The sequence below is a fragment of the candidate division KSB1 bacterium genome, assembly GCA_024655945.1.
In the GTDB taxonomy this organism is placed as follows: Bacteria; Zhuqueibacterota; Zhuqueibacteria; order JANLFK01; family Oleimicrobiaceae; genus Oleimicrobium.
Genome location: JANLFK010000005.1, coordinates 242,230 through 261,638, shown reverse-complemented (window position 1 = coordinate 261,638; position 19,409 = coordinate 242,230). Strand labels below are relative to the sequence as shown.

At 58.4% G+C, this 19,409-nt stretch carries 20 protein-coding genes; 11 read left to right on the top strand and 9 right to left on the bottom strand.

All coding sequences use genetic code 11. The features are described from left to right. Positions 1–40: 40 nt before the first annotated feature. The 9 genes from NUW13_08940 to NUW13_08900 form a co-directional block, all read right to left on the bottom strand. Positions 41–1,090, bottom strand: a complete 1,050-nt coding sequence (locus NUW13_08940) for an AAA family ATPase (GenBank protein ID MCR4439153.1) — start codon at positions 1,088–1,090, stop codon at positions 41–43. A 749-nt stretch (positions 1,091–1,839) separates the two neighbouring features. Further along, positions 1,840–2,442 (bottom strand): hypothetical protein, encoded by a 603-nt coding sequence (locus NUW13_08935; protein ID MCR4439152.1) that lies wholly within the window; start codon positions 2,440–2,442, stop codon positions 1,840–1,842. Positions 2,443–2,630: 188 nt separating this feature from the next. Then, entirely contained in the window at positions 2,631–5,102 is a 2,472-nt protein-coding gene (locus tag NUW13_08930) for an Hsp70 family protein (GenBank protein ID MCR4439151.1), read from the bottom strand. A 12-nt stretch (positions 5,103–5,114) separates the two neighbouring features. Further along, positions 5,115–5,636, bottom strand: coding sequence for a hypothetical protein (locus NUW13_08925; protein MCR4439150.1), 522 nt, complete (start codon positions 5,634–5,636; stop codon positions 5,115–5,117). Positions 5,637–5,651: 15 nt separating this feature from the next. Further along, a complete protein-coding gene (locus tag NUW13_08920; protein ID MCR4439149.1) occupies positions 5,652–7,205 on the bottom strand; it encodes a hypothetical protein in 1,554 nt (517 codons plus the stop codon). Between the two features lie 30 nt (positions 7,206–7,235). Next, positions 7,236–8,318, bottom strand: coding sequence for a serine/threonine protein kinase (locus NUW13_08915; GenBank protein MCR4439148.1), 1,083 nt, complete (start codon positions 8,316–8,318; stop codon positions 7,236–7,238). A 329-nt stretch (positions 8,319–8,647) separates the two neighbouring features. Then, positions 8,648–8,956: a hypothetical protein gene (locus NUW13_08910; protein ID MCR4439147.1), complete on the bottom strand. Its 309-nt coding sequence runs from the start codon at positions 8,954–8,956 to the stop codon at positions 8,648–8,650. A gap of 488 nt (positions 8,957–9,444) precedes the next feature. Continuing rightward, a complete protein-coding gene (locus NUW13_08905) occupies positions 9,445–9,687 on the bottom strand; it encodes a tyrosine-type recombinase/integrase (GenBank protein MCR4439146.1) in 243 nt (80 codons plus the stop codon). Between the two features lie 11 nt (positions 9,688–9,698). Further along, positions 9,699–10,400, bottom strand: a complete 702-nt coding sequence (locus NUW13_08900; GenBank protein ID MCR4439145.1) for a phage integrase N-terminal SAM-like domain-containing protein — start codon at positions 10,398–10,400, stop codon at positions 9,699–9,701. Between the two features lie 228 nt (positions 10,401–10,628). Between NUW13_08900 and NUW13_08895 the strand changes: the two genes are divergently transcribed. From NUW13_08895 to NUW13_08845, 11 genes are all read left to right on the top strand, one after another. Next, on the top strand, positions 10,629–11,969 hold the full coding sequence (locus NUW13_08895; protein MCR4439144.1) for a polysaccharide deacetylase family protein: 1,341 nt from the start codon (positions 10,629–10,631) through the stop codon (positions 11,967–11,969). Positions 11,970–12,042: 73 nt separating this feature from the next. Beyond that, positions 12,043–12,852 carry a 1-acyl-sn-glycerol-3-phosphate acyltransferase gene (locus NUW13_08890; GenBank protein MCR4439143.1) on the top strand — a complete coding sequence of 270 codons (810 nt, stop codon included), beginning with the start codon at positions 12,043–12,045 and terminating at the stop codon, positions 12,850–12,852. Positions 12,853–12,909: 57 nt separating this feature from the next. Further along, the gene (locus NUW13_08885) at positions 12,910–14,157 is read left to right on the top strand and encodes an endonuclease Q family protein (protein MCR4439142.1); all 1,248 of its coding nucleotides are present in this window, start codon (positions 12,910–12,912) and stop codon (positions 14,155–14,157) included. An 8-nt stretch (positions 14,158–14,165) separates the two neighbouring features. Next, entirely contained in the window at positions 14,166–14,720 is a 555-nt protein-coding gene (locus NUW13_08880) for a nitroreductase family protein (GenBank protein ID MCR4439141.1), read from the top strand. A gap of 8 nt (positions 14,721–14,728) precedes the next feature. After that, on the top strand, positions 14,729–15,454 hold the full coding sequence (gene sfsA, locus NUW13_08875; GenBank protein ID MCR4439140.1) for a DNA/RNA nuclease SfsA: 726 nt from the start codon (positions 14,729–14,731) through the stop codon (positions 15,452–15,454). 38 nt (positions 15,455–15,492) lie between these two features. Beyond that, on the top strand, positions 15,493–16,056 hold the full coding sequence (locus NUW13_08870; GenBank protein MCR4439139.1) for a peroxiredoxin: 564 nt from the start codon (positions 15,493–15,495) through the stop codon (positions 16,054–16,056). Beyond that, on the top strand, positions 16,053–16,994 hold the full coding sequence (locus NUW13_08865; protein MCR4439138.1) for a hypothetical protein: 942 nt from the start codon (positions 16,053–16,055) through the stop codon (positions 16,992–16,994). Before NUW13_08870 ends, NUW13_08865 begins: the two co-directional genes overlap by 4 nt. A gap of 15 nt (positions 16,995–17,009) precedes the next feature. Continuing rightward, a complete protein-coding gene (locus NUW13_08860) occupies positions 17,010–17,720 on the top strand; it encodes a sulfite exporter TauE/SafE family protein (protein ID MCR4439137.1) in 711 nt (236 codons plus the stop codon). Between the two features lie 38 nt (positions 17,721–17,758). Next, entirely contained in the window at positions 17,759–18,292 is a 534-nt protein-coding gene (locus NUW13_08855) for an RNA polymerase sigma factor (protein MCR4439136.1), read from the top strand. Further along, positions 18,289–18,837 (top strand): zf-HC2 domain-containing protein, encoded by a 549-nt coding sequence (locus tag NUW13_08850; GenBank protein MCR4439135.1) that lies wholly within the window; start codon positions 18,289–18,291, stop codon positions 18,835–18,837. The genes NUW13_08855 and NUW13_08850 overlap by 4 nt, the downstream gene beginning before the upstream one ends. After that, a complete protein-coding gene (locus NUW13_08845) occupies positions 18,834–19,409 on the top strand; it encodes a DUF4252 domain-containing protein (protein MCR4439134.1) in 576 nt (191 codons plus the stop codon). Before NUW13_08850 ends, NUW13_08845 begins: the two co-directional genes overlap by 4 nt.

Here is a 19,409-nt window from a genome sequence, read left to right as displayed (position 1 = left end):
GCCCCAAAAGTTACGAATATCTCTCATGCCTTTCAAGTAGTTACCTCACGCATATCCTGCACAAATTCTGGAGAGGAGCTGCAAATGTCTTGCCTGTTCCCGTCGGACCCGAAAACAGGAACACGGCCAACGGGCCGTTGCCGACTTCGGCCTTCTTGCTGACCATATCTATCTCCCTGCTCAACATTTCGATGGCTTCATCTTGCCCCACCACTTCCATCGGGAGTGCGGACTCGATCCTGTTTGAGTCGAAAGGCTCTGATCTCCGGACGGAAACGCCATTCTGTTCTTCGATGACCGCAACAATATGCGCCCGTGACACAGTCGGCGGCCTCTTTGTGGGCCCGGCGCCATGGTTTGACAGTGATGAAACCTTGACGAGAACCGCCGCATTCTCTAAGAGGTCTATTGCTTGTTCCGGAAGTGCGCGTCCCCTGATGAACGTAACGGAGAGCTCAACGGCCGCGGGTACTATATCCTCCGCAGACACAACTTCCTGTATGCCTTCAATACCGTGGGCCCACGCCGAACAGATGTGAATCGCTTCTTCTTTGCTAGGTTCTTGACGTCTTATGATTTGGAAGCGTCGTAGCAAGGCGGCGTCACTATTGATGTAGTGCCCAAATTCGTCAACAGTTGTTTCGCGCATACATTGAAAACCCCCTCGCGACAAGGCCGGTTTCAGTAAGGCTGCAACGTCCATCGGGGCACTAGCCCCCGTGCCAGCTCCGGCTGCCAGATGGATTTCGTCGAGAAGCAGCACGACGTTAGGGATAGCGGTTGCCTCTTCGATGACGCGTTTGAGGCGCTGCGCCATGTCGCCTCGATATTGTATCCCTGCAACCGAATCGCTAACATTCATTTGGATGACCCGTAACGATTGAAGAAAACCAGGCACTTCACCTGCGGCAATCTTCTGTGGCAAGCCCTCGACTATTGCCGTCTTTCCGACTTCCGCCTCGCCGATAACTGGGACGTTTCGTTTTGTGGCTCTTTGCAGATGGCGAGCAAGCCCCGTCATCTCTTTCTTGCGTCCGATTACCCGTGGGAGGTGCCCCTCTCGCTCCAAGACGACCAGGTCGCGGCCCATCTCGTTCAGAAAAGGTGTTTTGCTTGCGTGGGGCCGGCTCTCACAAGGAATCGAAGCCGTAGACCTTAAGTTTACACGTAGTTCCCCGACAACAGTCGAGAACCTCTCTCCCCGTCCATCTCAAGACCAGCCGGTATCTGGTCCAGTAAGGCTTGCTGCAAATGTGAAAAGTTGACTATCCTGTATCTGCTTGCCACCACCAGCGTTGCAGCGTTCTGGAAAATGGCCCGAGATTCCTCGACGCGATGCAAGAAAGTGGGCTGGAAAACGTTTCCAGGCCGGCGCAGAAAAATGGTGTTTCCGGCGCATCGCGGTGATCCTGTCGTCCGGAAGTCCCACGACCCTACGGACCTCTTTGGAAATGGTCGCAATCTCGTCTATAGCGTCCCGCGGAAGTCCTAATGCCTCAGCATCTTGCAGGGAGCAGTCGTGGATGATATGCAGTATCGCCAAAAGGAAATGGACTGGCTCGACCCTGGAACTCCCAGACAACTGAGCTTCCCTGTTGGCTAGAGCCCAGGCCAACTCAACAGATGGATGAATTTGGATGCCCTTCACGGATCTCCTCGGTAACGATTCTCCATGGGGTAAACACAAATAACAACAGTCCGGTTCCTGAACCTGTCTTCCTGAGTATCATTGGGGTATGGCGGCTGACACTCCCCTGCACTTTGCAATTGAAACAGACTCATCGGAAGTCCAGGAGTGCGCAAGATGTGCTTTGCAACGGCAATAGCGCGGGCCATGCCCTACGCCGCATTGTCCTGATAGACCCAGCCCTTGGGTACCGGAATGTCGTCCGTGTGACCAACTACGCAAATAGAAATACTTGAGCCGTAAGGTTGCAGTTGCTTTCCTATTTGAGACAAAAGGGTCTTTGCTTCCGGCTTCAGGTGTGCCCCGGACAAGAACAATCCCTCGTGGAACAATACCACGAGTCTGTCTTGCTCGGTTTTGACGGTTGCACCCCCTATTTGAATTGAGATCTGCGGCACAGATCGGACATTCGTCACGATACTAGCTGTATCTTTTGGTTCATTGACACTCTTTGTCCATGCGACGTCCCCTATCAATGATTCGCGCAAATGGAGAATCTGGTCCCGAACGACAAACCCAACAAGAAAGACCGCGAGAATCGCAATCAATGCCCTGCCCATCGGCAGCAAGACACCTGCCCACCAAGGAGGACTTTGCATTTGTGCTATGCGCTTAAGCCCTGCGAGGTAGCAGTCGTTGTTGGGCTCGATCTCCAGCACTCGTTTCCAAAACGCCTCAGCCTCGGACAATCGTCCTTGCTGGGCGTAAATTCGAGCCAACAAGTCCGCGGGCTTTCCTTTTCGCTGTCCAGCCATTGCTTGAGCAGACTCTCAGCGGCCGGGTACTTGCCTTTCCTCGCCAATGAGGCGGCTCTAGAGAGGAGGGCCTCGGAGACCAGCGTGCCAAGCAGGCTGGTCGATATAATATCTCTGTGCGGCTAAGCCATAGGTTGAACTCCCACGAATCTTGTCCACCAATTTTTGCTTCAGTCTTCTGTCTGTAACTAAATCACGGTGCTGATATCCGGCGGAGGCGGAGGCGATGGCAGAAGTGTGGCCAACTGTCGATTCACCGCGCGTAGTCCGTCAATGTCGTTGTTGTTGATTGCCCTCTGGCCCTCTGAGATCAGTTGTTCGGCCATGGCCTGATCCCGCATCTGGGTTTTCATTTCACTGAGTTCCTGGAACCAGATGACCTGCACGATCCCCTTGCGGTCGAGAACTCGGATGACAAAAACTCTCATATCATCCACTTTCTTACGGAGGATATCCGCATCATGAGTCTGGATAGCTTTCTGAACTTCAGCCTCATGGTTCTCTAGCGTGCGCATGTCTGCGCTGTCTCCGTGTTCGCGCACTGCCTCTTTTGACGCAGAAATAAGCTTCTCGGCTTCCTTAACCAAGGCAGGCCATTCAACTGCCTCCTCTGCTTGGTCCAAGGCTACCTTTAGGTCGCAGAGACGATTCTCGGCCTTTTTCGCAGCATCGGTGTCTGCCGAAGCCGCCGCCAGACTCGCCTCGACCTCGTTGACCATGCATTCTCGATCTATCCGGTCGAGAATCTCCTGAGCGAGGGGATCTTGAGTCTCCTTGCTCTTTCTCCGAATCTCCTCCAGCCGCTTCTTCTCATGATCAAAGTCCTTCTTCACGCTCGATGGGTCGATCCTGTCGTATCCCAGTTTCATAACCTTCTCATATTCCTCATCAAGGATGGGAATGTAGGCCTTCACACGAGGCAGACGGGACTCGTCAATCTCAATCGTCACCTCAACGTCGCTACCCACCGGAACGTCTCGCTTGACTTCGTGGGCATGAACCTCGAGCACTCCTATCTTGTGATTCCGGTCTGCCCTTCGGTTCTCCCCCTCCATCGCGGGGATGCGGATCACGTCGCCTGCCTTGCCTTGATGCACTGCAAATGCCGTCTTCAACACCTCTTTTCGGCGAAGCGGGAGCGACGATCCTTTTTCAAAGAACCAACGCATTTCGTTACTGGCCGTTGCGACTCCGACTGAGTGAATCAACGCTTGGTCGGTGATGACCATTCCGAAAGTGTACGTGAAACTGTCCGGCATGGTTTTGATGCGGCGACCCGTCGGATCCCATAGCTCAATCTTAAAAGTGTTGGGATGTCCTTTCTCGGCCCACACGTTCGTCACAAAGCATCCGTCTGGACTGAGCCCGATTCTTCCGCTTCGCCAAGACGGGATTGCGCTGGCATTGATGAACTCGCCCGTGAAACCGGAAAAGTCCCTGACTTGCGTGGAGACTACCTTCCCACCCACTAGTGGATCCGTGTCGGGCCCCATGGGCTTGTATTCGAGTTCGATGCCCAACTGCCCCTCAGCTACCGGCTTAGGTGGACCCACGTTGAGCCGCTGTGTTCCTGCGAACACGGCAGCGCCCCGTGCTACCACGGTCAAAGGATCAACCCGGAGGTCAAGCGGGATCCCCAAGCCGTCTGACAGCATAGCCCGCAGGTACGGCATCATGGTTGGTCCACCAACAAGGATGATCTTCTCCACATCGCTCTTGTCAAGCCGTTTCTCGGCAAGCACCTTCTTACAAATGTTGATCGAACGTAGAATGAGTGGTTCAGCCAGCCGTTCTACATCTTTCCTCATGAGTTCGTACTCGAAGCTTACCGGCTGTCCATTGTCGTCTTTAGAAAGGAAGTCAATAATGATCTCTGTCGAGTCGCTACCCGATACCCTGATTTTGGCCTCTTCCGCATTTAGCTTCAGTTTGGCAATGGCTGACCGCCACTTGGGGTTGCCCCGTCGGAAGTCCGACAACCGGTACTCACGGGTAACGGCAGGAATAAGCAACTCATCAACAATTGCCCAGTCGATCAGTTTGCCGCCGAGGTGATAATCGCCGCCATGATTCACAACTTCAATGACGCCATCAGGCACCTGGATCACGGCAGCGTCGAAGGTGCCTCCGCCGAAGTCGTAAACAAGCCAGAACACCTTGTCGCTGACGCTTTGAAAGCCATAGGCTAAGGCCGCAGCTACCGGTTCCTGAACAAGAGGACTTTGCCTTAAACCGGCCAACTGCGCCGCGCGTTTCGTGGCGTCAGTTTGCGGGAGTTCAAATGCCGCCGGGACGGTTATGACAGCGGCTTCTATGTCTTCTCCTGTTCGCTGCTTCACGATCTTCCGAAGTTCCTTCAGAACTTCCGCGGAAAGTTCCTCGGGTTTCATCCGCCTGCCGCTTCGGCTGAATACCATTTCCTCTCCTGTTCCCATCTGCAGTTTGAACTCGCAGGAGGCGTTCTCGGGGTCATCCTCCAATCGCTCCTTGGCCTGCCGCCCGACCCACAAGCGAGCTTTTTGGTCAATCCACACCGCCGATGGTGTGTATTCAAACCTCTCATTGTTCCTGAATACCTCAACCTCCGTGCCTTTCAGAACGGCGATTTCGCTGTTGGTCGTACCCAGATCAATTCCAAAATCAATTGTTTCTCGCTCCATTTGCCTTTCCTCCTATTCTTTTTCAAGCGGGTCATTGGAGATTCCAGGTCGCGTTTCGTGCCTCTCCGGAGTTCCGACAATGACTTCGCCCATGTGAATTTGTCTACCTCTAAAGTAGATCGTCGGTTTGATCGTCTCGATAACTCGCTCGCGCTCTAGCCCCGGGGCAGGCTGAAAAGAGATGACTTTGAGCGACATGCCGGGATCGAAAGGTTTGTCTGTATGATGCAGAATCTGCGCCCCCGCTTGAATGAGAGCATCCCATACGGACTCAAGGTGACGGAAGGGGCGCTGCATTCCGTCGAGCGGTCTGTTGGTCCCGGGATTAACCATTTTCTGCCTCAGTCGCCAGAGGCCGCTGGCGATGTCCGCGAGCAATCGGGGCTCCTGTTCAACCAGGGCTGATCCGTGTCCTTCGCGCATTGTCTGCTGGAGCCGCAACAGAAGTTGTTCAAGGTTAGCTGGCCACGGCGATGCCGCGATGCGGAATGCGCGCGGAAAGCAAAGCTGTCTGATGGCACCCAAGAAAGTCATTCATGCCTCTCCTTACTATGTGCTGGGCCCCTCACCAAACTGCCAGCCTTGACTTAGAAGTCTCTTCACACTCGGGAACTCGCTCTTGGCAGATTCCGGCTTCACGCCCTTTGGTATGCGCGATTTGTCGAGGTTCTTTCCGATTAGGTAACCAACCCAGCAGCCCGCAAGAGTTCCAATGAGGGGAAAAATCGCAGTGCCCACCAGTGCACGCACTATCGCACCTCCAATGGCGAAGTCTTTCTTTGAATGGGCTTTCTTGCATTCCAAGCACCGAGGAACCTTGACACTACAATGTCGCCATGTAATCTGAACTCCTAGCCGTGTGGGTATTCGGTTCACATCACCATACATCTTGACCTCTATGGATGCTTCATCCTCCGCAGGGTTTTGTTGGCAGAACCAGCAGGTAGGGTAAGCAAGGTTGTTTCTAACAATGTCCATATTCTCGCTTATGCGGTCTCGCGCGGCTTTTCCGACGGCGATAGGGAGTGCCAGCTCAAGAAGCTTGAGGGAGACCCTCCAGTTCTCAGCCTTGTTGGCGTAAGCAACCTGGCAATGTAATGCACAAGTAGCGTCCTCGTCGTGGGCGGCTTCTCGCATGGCGTCACCTGCAGGCAGAAGAGCATCAAGAATTGCAAGCAGTGGTTGTGTCTGTTCGATGACTTCCCTCGTAGTCTTATCGGCACGAGTGGGTTCCCTGTCCGCCCTTTTCTCCCGGTCCATGCAAATCGAGTTAATCCGCTTCCGGATGGGCTCACAGGCCTGCCTCAGTGCCCTTTGGCTCAGGCCCGAATCTCCCCACAATCTCATGATCTTCAATTGCCGCCTGACCGCTTCGAGATTCCCTGCCTCGGCATAACGGACGGCGAGAGCCGCGTTTATGGAGAGACAACCGAGCGGCAAGGAAGCGCGGATGCGTCTAGCTAAACCTGTCGTCAGCCTCGGGTCTTCAAGGGCACGGATTCTTGCGGTCAACCGACTCCAGAACGGTTCGTGGTCCAACAGCGCCTTCCAGCGTGAGAACGCGTCGGCCCAGTACTTTCCCACTACTGCGAGTTCCTTCTGGTGCAGTTTCCGGCTGAGCGCCACTTGCTCCAAGTCCAGAGCGAGACAATGGAACAGGACCGCCAGGTTATGCATTGACACACAGGCCTCGCTGGACTTCTCCATCTGACGCCACTGTTCGGCAGCACCATCAATGTCGTTTTCGCTTAGGAGCGCGAGTGCTTGATCGGTCTTGCTCTGGCCCAGTTGGTGCGGCCAGAACGAGAAAGACTCATCAATCTGCCGTTTCTCGGGGTCATGCAGCTTGTGAACAGCTTTCCGCACGGCGTTTTCGTCTGGCGGAGGATCGAGGGCAAGAGGGGTTTTCGGCGTCGCCTCTGCGTTGTACCTCTGCATCATTTGGATTCTCTGGGCGCGTTGTGTGATTTCACGCGGGGTTGCCTCAACAGATAACCCCATGATTCGGAACGCATTGCGCCGGTACACCTCGGGGTGTACCGCTTCAAAAAGAGCTGGGCATGATCCACCGAATTTAGATTGGTTCCCATTCTTATAGTTCATGATTGAAGCCACCTCCTAAAGTCATTGCACTTACATAGAGATCCCTCTCCTCCATAACTTCACTTGCCCCTCGTACCGTTTCCTCAGATCGGGCCATTTGTTGAACGCCTCTTCCATCAAGTCTGCGGCTTCTGATAGTTTTCCAGCCCCCCCGGCTAGATTGATAGCATGTCGAGCCATATTCTCACCTAGGGTCTGGTTTGGCGACGAATAGGTTCCGAGAGCACTTTTTGACATGTCTGATGGGACTTGGTCCTTCGGTCGCCGTTTAGTTTTGCGCGGAAGTGCGGGCTTCCACTTGGAGAGGTCATCCAGGAATTCCTTGGCGTTCGGATATCTCTCCTGCGGTCTTAGTGCAAGCGCCTTGTAGGCAATTTGATCGAGCACTGGGTCAACTTGGAAATTGAGCCTGCTGGGCGGAATCATCGGCCGTTCAAAACATTTTCCGTCGAACAGGTCCATGTCTCCGAGGTCCGAGAACGGTAAACGGTCTGTAAGGAGAAGATACAAAGTCGAGCCGAGAGCCCACACATCCCCAGGGCAGGAGTCGCTCTGGAAGTCCCGGAAGACCTCAGGGGGTTTGAAGCAGCGTGTTCCCTTGGCGCTCGCCATGAGGGTAAGGGGATTGACTCGCTTTGCCAGTCCAAAATCGCTCACTCGTACGCGGAGTCCACCGGCGTCGTAGCCCACAAGGATGTTCTGAGGTGTGATGTCCCGATGGATGATTGGTGGCTTTTCGCTGTGGGCAACGGCTATGCCCCGACATGCCTGGCATATGATCTCGACGGCAGTTTCCACAGGTACGAACTGACTACCATGTGACCGCCAGCATTGTTCAAGGCTTCCTCCAGCGATATATTCCATGGTAAAGAATCCGCATATGCCTCTTGATGTCTCGGTGACGTTGGCATCGAACACCCTGATGATGTTGGGATGACCGATCCGAGAGAGGATGATAGCTTCTTCGAGATACTGCTCAACCTCGCTTATGCTCATCCCTATGATCTTCAGAAGCTTCAAAGCCTGCCGTCCGAGAAACCGATGCTTCACGCGATAAACTTCGGCGAAAGCGCCTTCCCCAAGGAATCGCTCAACCTCATGGGTCCCTCTGATGACCTGGCCCTCACGGAGTAAAGTTATGGTATTCCACTTTGAAAACCTGGAGTTCTCTTGCCTGCCTAACCACCAAATTCAGCGGCGGCGTTTACGCCGTCCGCTAGAATGATTTGTCAGGCCCTCTCGGTTCTTGGTAAAGCAGTCAAGAATCAAAGAGCGATCCATGTTTTCCTCCCTTGTCACATCCATGAGACGCGAGTCCTCTTTTCTTGCAAATTCTTTCATCACATTTCTGAATCCTTTTGTGTTTTCTCAAGGATAAACTTCTGTCCGAGGAGTAACTTCAACCAATCATAATGACCAGCCCGTTCAAAAACACTGGCTTATTACAGGAACCACCACCTATTGTCAAGAAACAACGCCTTCCATCTATTTGGATCGTGCCGCATGCCTTCCCATGTGCCTTCGTCCATGAGTTCTGCCATTAAGACGACGAAAGGACCCAAACCATACTCCACAAGCTTTGCTATTGGTATCTCGTCCATCTTTGGCACCAACTCAGCTAGTGCCGCGGCGGCCGCTTCGCGAACATCCCTGCTGGAGTGACTTAACGCCACAATGAGTCCTCGAAAATGAAGTGATTCGGTGAGTGTTCTTATGTCTGGCTTCCGGGCGAAGAGGGTGCGTGGATTCATGATCTGACTTGCCTCCTTTCAGTGCACTGGGAGCGCATTAGTTCGACGGCCAACGGCCTAATTCACCTGCGCGCGGATGCGGCGTCACCGCCTTGGCGATCAGACTCCCTCTCTACGCGTGACTCGCCTTCGCCGTCCGCGCGGTAGCGCGTCGGGTGGAATAGGGGTTAGGGGGCTGGGTTGCCAACACCAAAGCGCCTTCCGCGGGACAGGCGGCTTGCCTCCTAACAGTGGACGGACACTCCCTTTAACACCTCCTCTGTGGGGCCGCCTGCAGAGTGTATCTGCGATGAAAATCCTTTCCCCTCTGGCCGCCCTAACAATGTTCGTGTACTTTCGTCATAGTATCCCTACTCGTCCAAGACTGCTGTATGACACGCCCATGATGAAATCTGAAAAAGGCCTGCCACCGCCCATGGTTATGCCACCTGCAGCGGACTGTAAGGGCGGACATAGGGTTTCTATGCAAGACACCCGACAACCTCCACCTACAACTTGTCAGACGGGCTCTTTACACCTTTGCCGCCCCGGTTCACCAGATGCCTCCAGATCGCCGTCGTCTTGACGTCGTTGTGCCCAACAAGCTCTTGCAGCGTCCCCATATCGTAGCTGCCGTTAAGAATATGCGTAGCGAAGGAGTCGGGGAACGTATGGCAAGTGGCTCCCTTGGGCAATCCGGCCTTTCTAGCGACAACGAGGACCGTTTTTCTGGATGATTGATTCACGGACATGGTGCCGCCCCTCATCGCCGGTCCTGGCGTTCTTCCGCCGCTGCTCCTGGGGGGAATAGCAACTGCCGGCGCCACTCCCTCGGCGCATTCGCGCGCTTCCGGTCCAGCGCATTTGGCAAAGGAACGCGGCCCCATGCATCTGCCAGATCGCGCTCGTGAGCCCTCTTTACCTTCCGCAGATGCTCCTGCAGCGGAATGCTGAGCGAGTCTGGCAACATGGTGATCTGAACCTCGGCCCCCCTGCCGTCGCAGACAAGGAGCACGTTGCAGGAAAAGTCAGTGTCCTGCACGTGCAGCCGCAGGCCGGCGGCGTTCATAAGTGAGGCAATGAGCGATTTGTGGCCGGTAGGATGGCAAAGCACGGCCTTGACCTCTTCGCGGGTCAAAGCGACCGGCAGCGGCATGAGTTTCCTGGCGCGGATAACTTCTCGCAGCTGGCCAATTTCGCGACCGGGAACATGGGAATAGAGCGAAAGGAGAGCGGACAGAGCTTGGTTCCGCGTCGAGGCGCTGACCTTCTCCTCGACCGCCAGACGGGTGAGAAAGGCGTTGGTCTCTGCTTCCGCCATCTCCGCCGGATGACGCACGTGGTGAAAAAAGATGAGCCGCTCGACCCACATTCCGTTTGCCTGCTGCGTCCAGCGACTGTAGTGGCGAGCCGAAAGCGTGCTACGGAGTTCGTCGACAAGCCTTGGACGGCTGCCAGCAGCCAAGGTGGGCGCCTGAGTGGAGAGCGGTTGCGCGGTACTCTTCCCCGGGGCGATGTGCCAAAACTTTTATTGTATTATGATAACTCCATGCCTAATTGTCAAGAGTTTTTTTCACTTTTTTTAGAGACTGCACCAACCGCTGCCTCTCTTTTTCCGAGGTTCGGCGCTTTTTGCCTTGACTTTTTCTGGCATTTGTGGTAAAATTGAGCAGCCCATGATGAGTGGAGGGTCATGCTGAACGAGAGCGAAGAGTACTGCAAGAATCACCCGGACCGCCTTGCCAAGCGGCACTGCTTCGTTTGTGGGGCGCCGATCTGTGCAGAGTGCAAGAGGTTGGCTTTTCACCACGTGTTCTGCAGCACGGCCTGCATCGGTCGCTTTCTGCTCGCTCGAGGCGCGCGGGTCCTCAGCCGGGGACTTTCTCGCTTGCCGGGGCTGCGTCGGCGGCCGAGCTTTCAATCCCTCTTCAACCTGCTCATGGCAGTGGCACTGGTCATTTCCGCTTTGACGTTGCTGCGCGTGCTGCGCACCACCCAACGCATGGAGCAGCGCCTGACGGGCGTTGGCTTGCCCCTTGGCGTGCCGGGGCCGGATACGAGCGCCTTGCGCGTCAGCGGCCCGGGGGCGATGGTGAGCAGCAGCACTTTCGACATCGTCGGCGAGGCAGGGCCAAACCAGATTCTCAGCCTGTGGGCAGATGGCAACCTGCTGGCGGTGACCATGGCACCCGAGGGCACCTTTCGCTTCGCGGGGGTGCAGGCCCGCCGCGGCCAGAACCGCTTCGTCGTGCGCGCCACTTCGGCAGACGGCTCCGTACAAGTCCTGCAGACGATTGAGTTTTTCTACGGCCTGCCCACGGTCAACTACTTAGCGCGGTCCTTTGACCGCGGTCCTACCGACACGCGCCTGGTGGCCCTGACCTTCGACGGTGGGTCTTCCGATAACGCGGCGGCCGAGGTTCTTGAGGCGCTGCGCAGCAAGGGCGTGCACTGCACCATGTTCCTCACCGGAGCCTTTATCCGCCGTTACCCCGATCTTGTGCGGCTGATGGTTGCCGACGGACACGAGATTGGCAACCACACCTGGTCACATCCGCATCTCACCACCTACGCGGAAAACGGCCGCCACCTGACCAGACCTGGCGTGACGCGCGAGCTGTTGCAACGCGAGCTCCTCGCCACCGAGGAGCTGTTCCGGAAAGTCACCGGCAAAGAGATGGCCAAGCTGTGGCGGGCACCGTACGGGGAGCACAATGCCGAAATCCGCGCCTGGGCCGCCGAGCTCGGTTACCGCCAGGTGGGCTGGACCATGGGGCGCAACGGCAAGGAGACCATGGACACGCTGGATTGGGTGGCGGACAAGAACTCGCCGGCCTATCATTCGGCCGAGGAGGTGGTGGAGCGCATCGCGAACTTTGGGCGGGCCGAACCGCAAGGCGCTGCGGGGGCCATCATCCTCATGCACCTGGGCACGGAACGCAAGGACGACCAGGTGCACAAGATGGTGCCGCTCATTATCGACGGCTTGCGGGAAAGGAGTTATGTTTTTGTGACCGTCTCGCGGATGATGTAGCAACTCATGTCGGCGCTGCGCGATGGTGCTGCTGTGCAGCTTGGCGACCTTTGCAGTTACCGGCGAGAGGGCTATGGACCGGGTTCTCCTCAACGAAAAGCTGTATGACCTGTGGAAGAAACGTTCGGAGTGGTGGGTGCGCACGCAACGCGTCTGCGTGTCCGGCCTGCAGCATATCCCTCGTCAAGGGGCCGCGGTGCTGGCCGCCAACCACATCAACTGGAAAGACATCTTCTTCATCGGAGGCGTGGTGCCCCGCCGCGTCTCTTTTGTCGGCACTGCGGAGCTTTTCGACCTGGAAGTCTGCCGCGAGATGGTGGAGCGCTACATTCGGGAACATTTCTCTTTCGCCTGGGCCAAGGGCACCATTCGGAGGGTCAGTGACTGGGCGGCGCGCGTCATGGTGACGCGTGTGCCTTATTGCGGCACCATTCCGGTCAAACGCGGGGTGAACGACAAGTCGTTCTTTGCGCTGGCCAAGGAGGCACTCCGTCAGGGGAGCCTCCTGTGCATCTTCCCCGAAGGCGGGACCTCCCGCCCGGAGCGACTGCGTCGTTTCAAGTACGGTCTGGCGAAGATCGTCTACGACCTGCATCACGAAGGGTTGGAGGACATCCCCATTCTGCCTACCGCCCTGCGCGGCACGGAACATCCGTACTTTCCAGGCAGGAAGCTGACTTTCCGTGTGGGTGCCCCCCACTACATCCGCGACTATATCGCGAGTCATGAGAAGCAGACCCTGCGCCTGTTCAGCGAAAGGCTCCGGGACAGCGTCCAAGAGCTGCTGGAAAGAGGGAAGCAGTACGCGCGTCGCATTGGCTTGAGCGATGAGAGTGTGGCTGGGGACTCCACGGGTGGAGAGCTGCCTCTGTGCGCGACCTGACTTCCCCCTGCTGCATGAATGGGGACAAGGTTTTTGAGTGACCTCTGAGGACGAGACGTGCCGCGATTCATCGCCGACTTGCACATCCATTCGCGCTACAGCATTGCCACCAGCCAGGACATGGGTGTCGCCGAGGTGGCAAAGTGGGCCCGGCGCAAAGGGATCGCGCTCATGGGCACGGGCGACTTTACCCACCCCAAGTATCGGCAGGAAATAGCCGCCGCGCTCCAGGAGGACGGACACGGCCTGCTCTTGCCCAAGGATGGTGACGGCAGCGTGCGCTTTGTGCTGAGCACGGAACTGTCCGCCGTCTACGCCCAGGGGGGCAAGACGCGCAAGGTGCACCTCTTGGTCTACGTGCCGACCCTTGTCGGGGCGGACGCCATCATCAGGGCCTTGCAGGTGCGCGGGAGGTTGGACGCGGACGGACGTCCCACCTTTGCCTTGTCCGCTTGCGACCTGACGCGCGTGATCCTGGATGCCTGTCCTGATGCAATGGTGATCCCCGCCCACGCCTGGACGCCGTGGTTCTCGGTCTTTGGCGCCAACTCGGGATTCGATTCCTTGGAAGAGTGCTTTCAGGACATGACGCCGCACATCAAGGCCATCGAGACCGGCCTTTCGTCCGACCCGGCCATGAACTGGCGCCTGTGCAAGCTGGATCACATCACGTTGGTCTCCAATTCCGATGCGCATTCGCCTTCGCGCATCGGGCGCGAGGCTAACGTTTTCGACTGCGAGCTGGACTACTTCCGCCTCAAGGAGGTCATCGAGACTGGCGACCGTCAGCGCTTCCTGATGACCATCGAGTTTTTCCCGGAAGAAGGGAAGTACCACTTTGACGGACATCGGCGGTGCGGTGTGGTGTTTTCGCCTGAGGAGACCAAGCGCCACGGCGGTCTTTGCCCGGTGTGCGGCAGGCAGCTCACCATTGGCGTCATGCATCGAGTTGATGAGCTCGCCGACCGCCCGCCTGGTTTCGTGCCCGCCAATGCGGTTCCTGCCGTGCATCTCATTCCACTGCAGGAGATTATCGCTGAGGCGCTGGGGCAGGGGGTGGATACCGTGGGCGTGCAGAACGAGTATCTGCGGCTGGTGGCAGAAGCGGGGAGCGAGTTCTGCCTCCTCCTCGACCTGGAGGAGCGTCAGCTTGCCAGTTTTGTGCCTGAACGGATTCTTACCGGGATCATGCGGGTAAGGCAGGGCAAATTGTACATTGTGCCTGGCCACGACGGGGAGTTTGGCAAGATCGAAATCTTTGCCGACGACGAGCAGCAGGGCCAGGAGCAACTCAGCCTGTTTTGAGACGGCCTATGCGGTCATTCCTCGAACTGGTGCAGACGCGCCGCAGCATTCGGAAGTTCGCCGACCGGCCGGTGGAGCGCGACAAGATTCTCACCTGCTTGGAGGCGGCACGATGGGCCCCTTCTGCCGAGCACGTGCAGCCGTGGCGGTTCGTGGTGGTGGATGACCCGGCGCTCAAAGAGAAGTTGGCGGCTGCTGCTTTCAGTGGCATCTACGCCCCCACGCGCTGGGCAGCGGCCGCCCCGGTGCTCATTGCCCTGATAGCCAAACCGGACGTCCTGGCTAATCGCTTGGGGGCGCGGATCCAGGGCACCAACTACTACCTGCTGGACATGGGCATTGCCGGCGAGCACCTGGTGTTGCAGGCGCATGAGATAGGCCTGGGCACTTGTTGGATTGGCTGGTTCAGTGAACGCGGTGCGCGCAAGGCGCTGGGTGTGTCGCGGCGGTACCGTATTGTCAGCCTCATCGCCCTGGGCTACCCTGCCCATACCCCCCTCAAGCCGAAAGCACGCAAGCGCCTTGAGGAGATCTGCCGGTTCAACACGAGCGAGGGACTGTAGGCGCGTCCATGCAACTGCCCGCCCCCTTGTTCTCAGGCACGCTGGTGCGGCGCTATCAGCGTTTTCTCGCGGACGTGCGCTTGGCCGATGGCAGGCTAGTCACCGCCCACTGTCCCAATAGCGGCAGCATGCGCGGTTGCAGCGCGCCGGGGAGCCTGGTGCTCCTCTCCGCGGCCAACGACCGCAAGCGGCGCTGCGCTTTCACCTGGGAGCTGCTGATGGTGGACGGCACCTCGGTGGGCATCAATCCGCTCAGGGCCAACCCCCTGGTGGCAGAGGCATGGCGTGGCGGACTGGTGCCGGAGCTTTCCGGCTACGCTGAGCTAAAGCCGGAGGTGCGGTTCGGCCCTCATACGCGCTTCGACTTCATGCTCGCCGGGCCCGATGGCCGCTGCTTTGTGGAAGTGAAGAACGTCACCTTGGTCGAAGACGGCGTTGCCTATTTTCCTGATGCGGTGACCACGCGCGGCAAACGGCACCTCGAAGAGCTGGTGGGGGCTGTCGCGCGCGGGTGGCGGGCAGTCATCTTTTTCGTGGTGCAGGGGGGCGATGCGCGGCTGCTGCGGCCTGCTGACCACATCGACCCGGCCTATGCAGGTGCATTGCGGCAGGCGCTGGCCGCGGGCGTGGAGTGCGTGGCATATCGGGCACGGGTTTCGGAGAGTTGCATCGAACTGGAGCGGCGGATTTCGTGCTCTGTTGAACCAAGAGAGCGCAGCCTACCGGGTGGCTAACGGCGAAGGAATGGTCTGAGAATGGAGAGGTGTTTCGCGTGAAAGGAAGGGACTGGGCAAGTGCAGTGGGGATGATCTGGCTTTGCTTCCTGCTGGCATGCGGCAAGACCGAGGTCGAGCGCTGGGCACTGGGCATGCCGCGGGTGAGTGCCCCGGCACCAGAGTTCACGCTGCCGGCGTACGACGGCTCGATGGTGAGCCTGAGCGACTTCCGTGGCAGGCGGGTGGTGCTCTACTTCTACCCTCAGGATCGCACGCCCGGTTGCTCGTTAGAAGCCGCCGCTTTCCGCGACCGGCTGGGCGGCATCGATTCCCTGGGTGCCACGGTCTTGGGGGTGAGCGTCGACAACGCCCAGTCGCACCAGCAGTTCTGCCAGGAACTCGCGCTCAACTTCTCTCTCCTCAGCGACACCAGTGGTGCGGTCTGCCGGGCTTACGGCACCCTGGGGCCGGATGGCAGGGCGCACCGCTCTACCTTTGTCATTGACGAACGCGGCAACGTGCGCGCTGTTTTCCCGGTGGTCAAGGTGCAGGGACACGTGGACGAGGTGCTGCGGGTGTTGCGTGCCATGGGACCGCTTCGCCCGGAACGGACGCCGTGACGAGACATGGGGCCCCTCCTGCGGCACGTCGCGCTGCGCCGCAAGCTCGCCGAGCCGGTATCAGGCCTTTACGCCTGACCTGGGAGGGCATCGAGCAGCGGCGTGATCGCCTCTATCGGCGCACCAGCCAGTTGCGCGTCACCTCGGTGGAAGAGGCCTTGGCCTTTGTGAATCAGGTGGGTTTCTGTTTTGCCTTTGCCGCACAGCGCTCTGAGCTCCCCTGCCTTTGGCATGCCGTCTGCGGGGAACGGAACCCGCAGATGCCCGAGCACATTCAGCATGACTGGTCCATCGGGCTGGTCTGGGAAGCGAAGGACGTCCTTGCCGCCGAGAAGAAAATCTACTACGGCAAGGCGCTGCGTTCCCGCCCCACGATGATTTCCTTGGAGTATTTCCCGTACTTCGCCAGCACGCGAGGCGTGACAGGCGAGGCCGCGGACTATCTCCACGCGCACAGGCGCGGCCACCTTAGTCCCGGCGCCAAGCGCATCATGGACGCGTTGGTCGAGCGCTCTCCGCGCATCACCCGCGAGCTGAAAGAAGCGAGCCGACTTGCCAGTCCTGCCCAGCGCTATGAATTCGATCGGGCCATGGCCGAGCTGCAGATGAAGCTGTACGTCGTCAAGGTGGCGGAGCTCTATGAGCCTTTCACCTTTGTGTGGGACCTGGTGGGGCGGCGTTTCGCAGCGGAGCTCCAGACAGCGCAGGAGATCGAACCGCAGCAAGCGCGGACAAAGGTCCTGGAGAAGTACTTCAGTACGGTGCTGGTCTCCTGGCCGGGGCACATTGCGCGTCTGTTCGACTGGGAGCTTTGCGACATCCGCCAGGCCCTGGCCGAGCTGCACGCGCAGGGCAAGGTCATAGAGGTGGAGATCGCAGGCGAGTCGAGGAGCTATCTGCTTTCGGCAACCTGGGAAGAGGGCGAAGTGAGCCAATAGGCACAGGGAGGGCACATGCAGGACTCCACCTGGGCAATACTCATGGCCTCCGCTGCATCCATAGGCTTTGTCCACACGGTCATAGGACCCGACCACTATCTGCCGTTTGTGGTGTTAGCGCGGGCACGTAACTGGCGGGTTGCAAAGACGCTCCTGGTCACGCTGGCCTGCGGGATTGGTCACGTGCTGAGCTCGGTAGTGATCGGCGCGGTGGGCGTGGCTGCCGGCATTGCCGTGAGCACCTTAGAAGGCATCGAGAGTGCGCGGGGAGAGGCGGCATCGTGGCTGCTCATCGGCTTTGGCCTCGCCTACGCCGTGTGGGGCGTGCGTCGCGGCATAGTCAGCCGGCCGCATTCACATGTGCACGTCCATGAGAATGGCCATGTGCAGACCCACCCGCACACGCACACCGGTGGGCATGGTCACCTGCACCAAGGCGAAGGCCAGGTGACGCCCTGGGTGCTGTTCATCATTTTTGTGCTCGGTCCCTGCGAGCCGCTCATTCCGCTTCTCATGTACCCGGCCGCCGGGCACCATTGGGCGGCAGTGGCAGGCGTGACCGGCGTTTTCGGCACGGTCACCATCCTGACTATGCTCACCATCGTTGGGCTGCTCGCTCGCGGCCTGCTTTCAGTGAAGACGGCAGGCTTGGAGCGCTTCTCCCATGCCCTTGCCGGGGCGATCATTGCCCTGTCTGATTTGGCGATAAAGTTCCTCGGACTGTAACAATCTCGCGCCTCCTGCGTCTTGGTAGGTGAGGCCCGATGAGACAGTCGCATTTCACAACCATGGTTCTGGCGTACAAGGATCGCATCTACAGCCAGGCGTACTACTTCCTCGGAAACCGTCCGGACGCCGAGGATGTGACGCAGGAGGTTTTGCTGCGCGCCTGGCAGCATTTCGATGCGATCCGCAAGCCGACCCTGAAGGCCTGGCTCATGCGGGTCACGCACAACTTGTGCATCGACAGCCTGCGGCGGCACAAGGCGGAACGCGCGGTGGTGAGCGATGACGAACTTGGCGAGGCGACAAAAGCAGTCCCCACGCAGGAAATTGAACACGATCCGCACAGGGTGGCGGAGCAGCAGGAGCTGAAGGATTGCCTGGAGGAAGCGATTCGACGCCTCCCCCCGCGCCTGCGAAGCATCATCATCATGCGCGAATGGCTGGACATGAAGTACGAGGAGATAAGCGCAGCCTTGGGCATACCCATGAACTCGGTAAAAGTTTACATCCACCGCGGACGCAAGCAGTTGCGCATGGCCCTTGGGGAGATGGCTGAGGAGGTCAGAGGATGAAGCAGGCAGCTCCTCAAAAACACCCAGGTGCGATGCTCGATGCTTACCTCGACAGGGAGCTTACCCGACGAGAGCGGCGCGAGGTGGAGAGGCACCTCCGCACCTGTGCGCGGTGTCGCGCTGAGGTGGAGGCGAACGCGGCCCTGCGCGCCAGTCTGCGGGCTCTGCCGGTGCTTCCGTGCCCCGAAGGCGTGTTAGAGCGCCTGCCGGTGACAGACAGGGCACAGCCAGCGCGCAGGCGGGCAGTGGCACTTTTTCCTCGCTTCGCGTGGCGAGTGGCCTTGGCAGGGGCCGCCGCAGCCGTGGCGCTGTTCCTGCTTCTTCGCCGTCCGGCTTTGCCGCCGCAACCGGAGTCTGCCTACAGCCCTGAGCAAGTGGTTCAGGCGCGCCACGATGTGGAGTTAGCGTTCGCTTACGTCAACCACGCGCTCAGGCTGACCGAGCGCACTTTGCAAGAGGAGGTCCTGCCGTGGCAGGTGGTCGAGCCGCTGAAGCGTGGCGTCTCGACTGCCTTGCGCGTGCTGACACAGGAGGGAATCCAATGATGAGAGGCACAACGTGGCTCGCAGCCTTGCTGGTCGCCGTGGCCGCAAGCACAATGCCATTGTTCGCCCAAGAGGACGAAGAGCTCAAGAAGCACCCTGGTTACGTGGACTTTTCGCAGCTTCCCATCCCAACTGAGGGTGAGGAGATCGTCGAGGTGTACATTGGCGGTCCGCTGCTGCGCCTGGTGGCCAAGGCCGCCGGCGAGGAGGGCGAGGGCTTGGCGAGAATGCTGTCCAAATTGCTCTTGGTACGGGTGAACACCTTTGGCACCGACAGCGTGAGGGCTCTTGCTCTGCAGCCACAAATCGCCAAGATCGAGCAGGAGCTGGCCAGAAAGCGGTGGGAGAAGGTGGTGCGCGCCAAGGACCGCAGGGGGGAGAGCGCCCACGTCTATCTTAAGATGGAGGGCGAGAAAATCGTCGGTTTGCTGGTCATGGCCGTTGAGCCAGGGGGCGAGGCTGCCTTTGTCAACATCGTGGGCGAAATTGACATGGACGCCATCGGGAAGATGGGCAAGAAGTTGGACATCCCGGCACTTGAAGGCGTGAAGACAAGCGAGCGACCGAAGTAG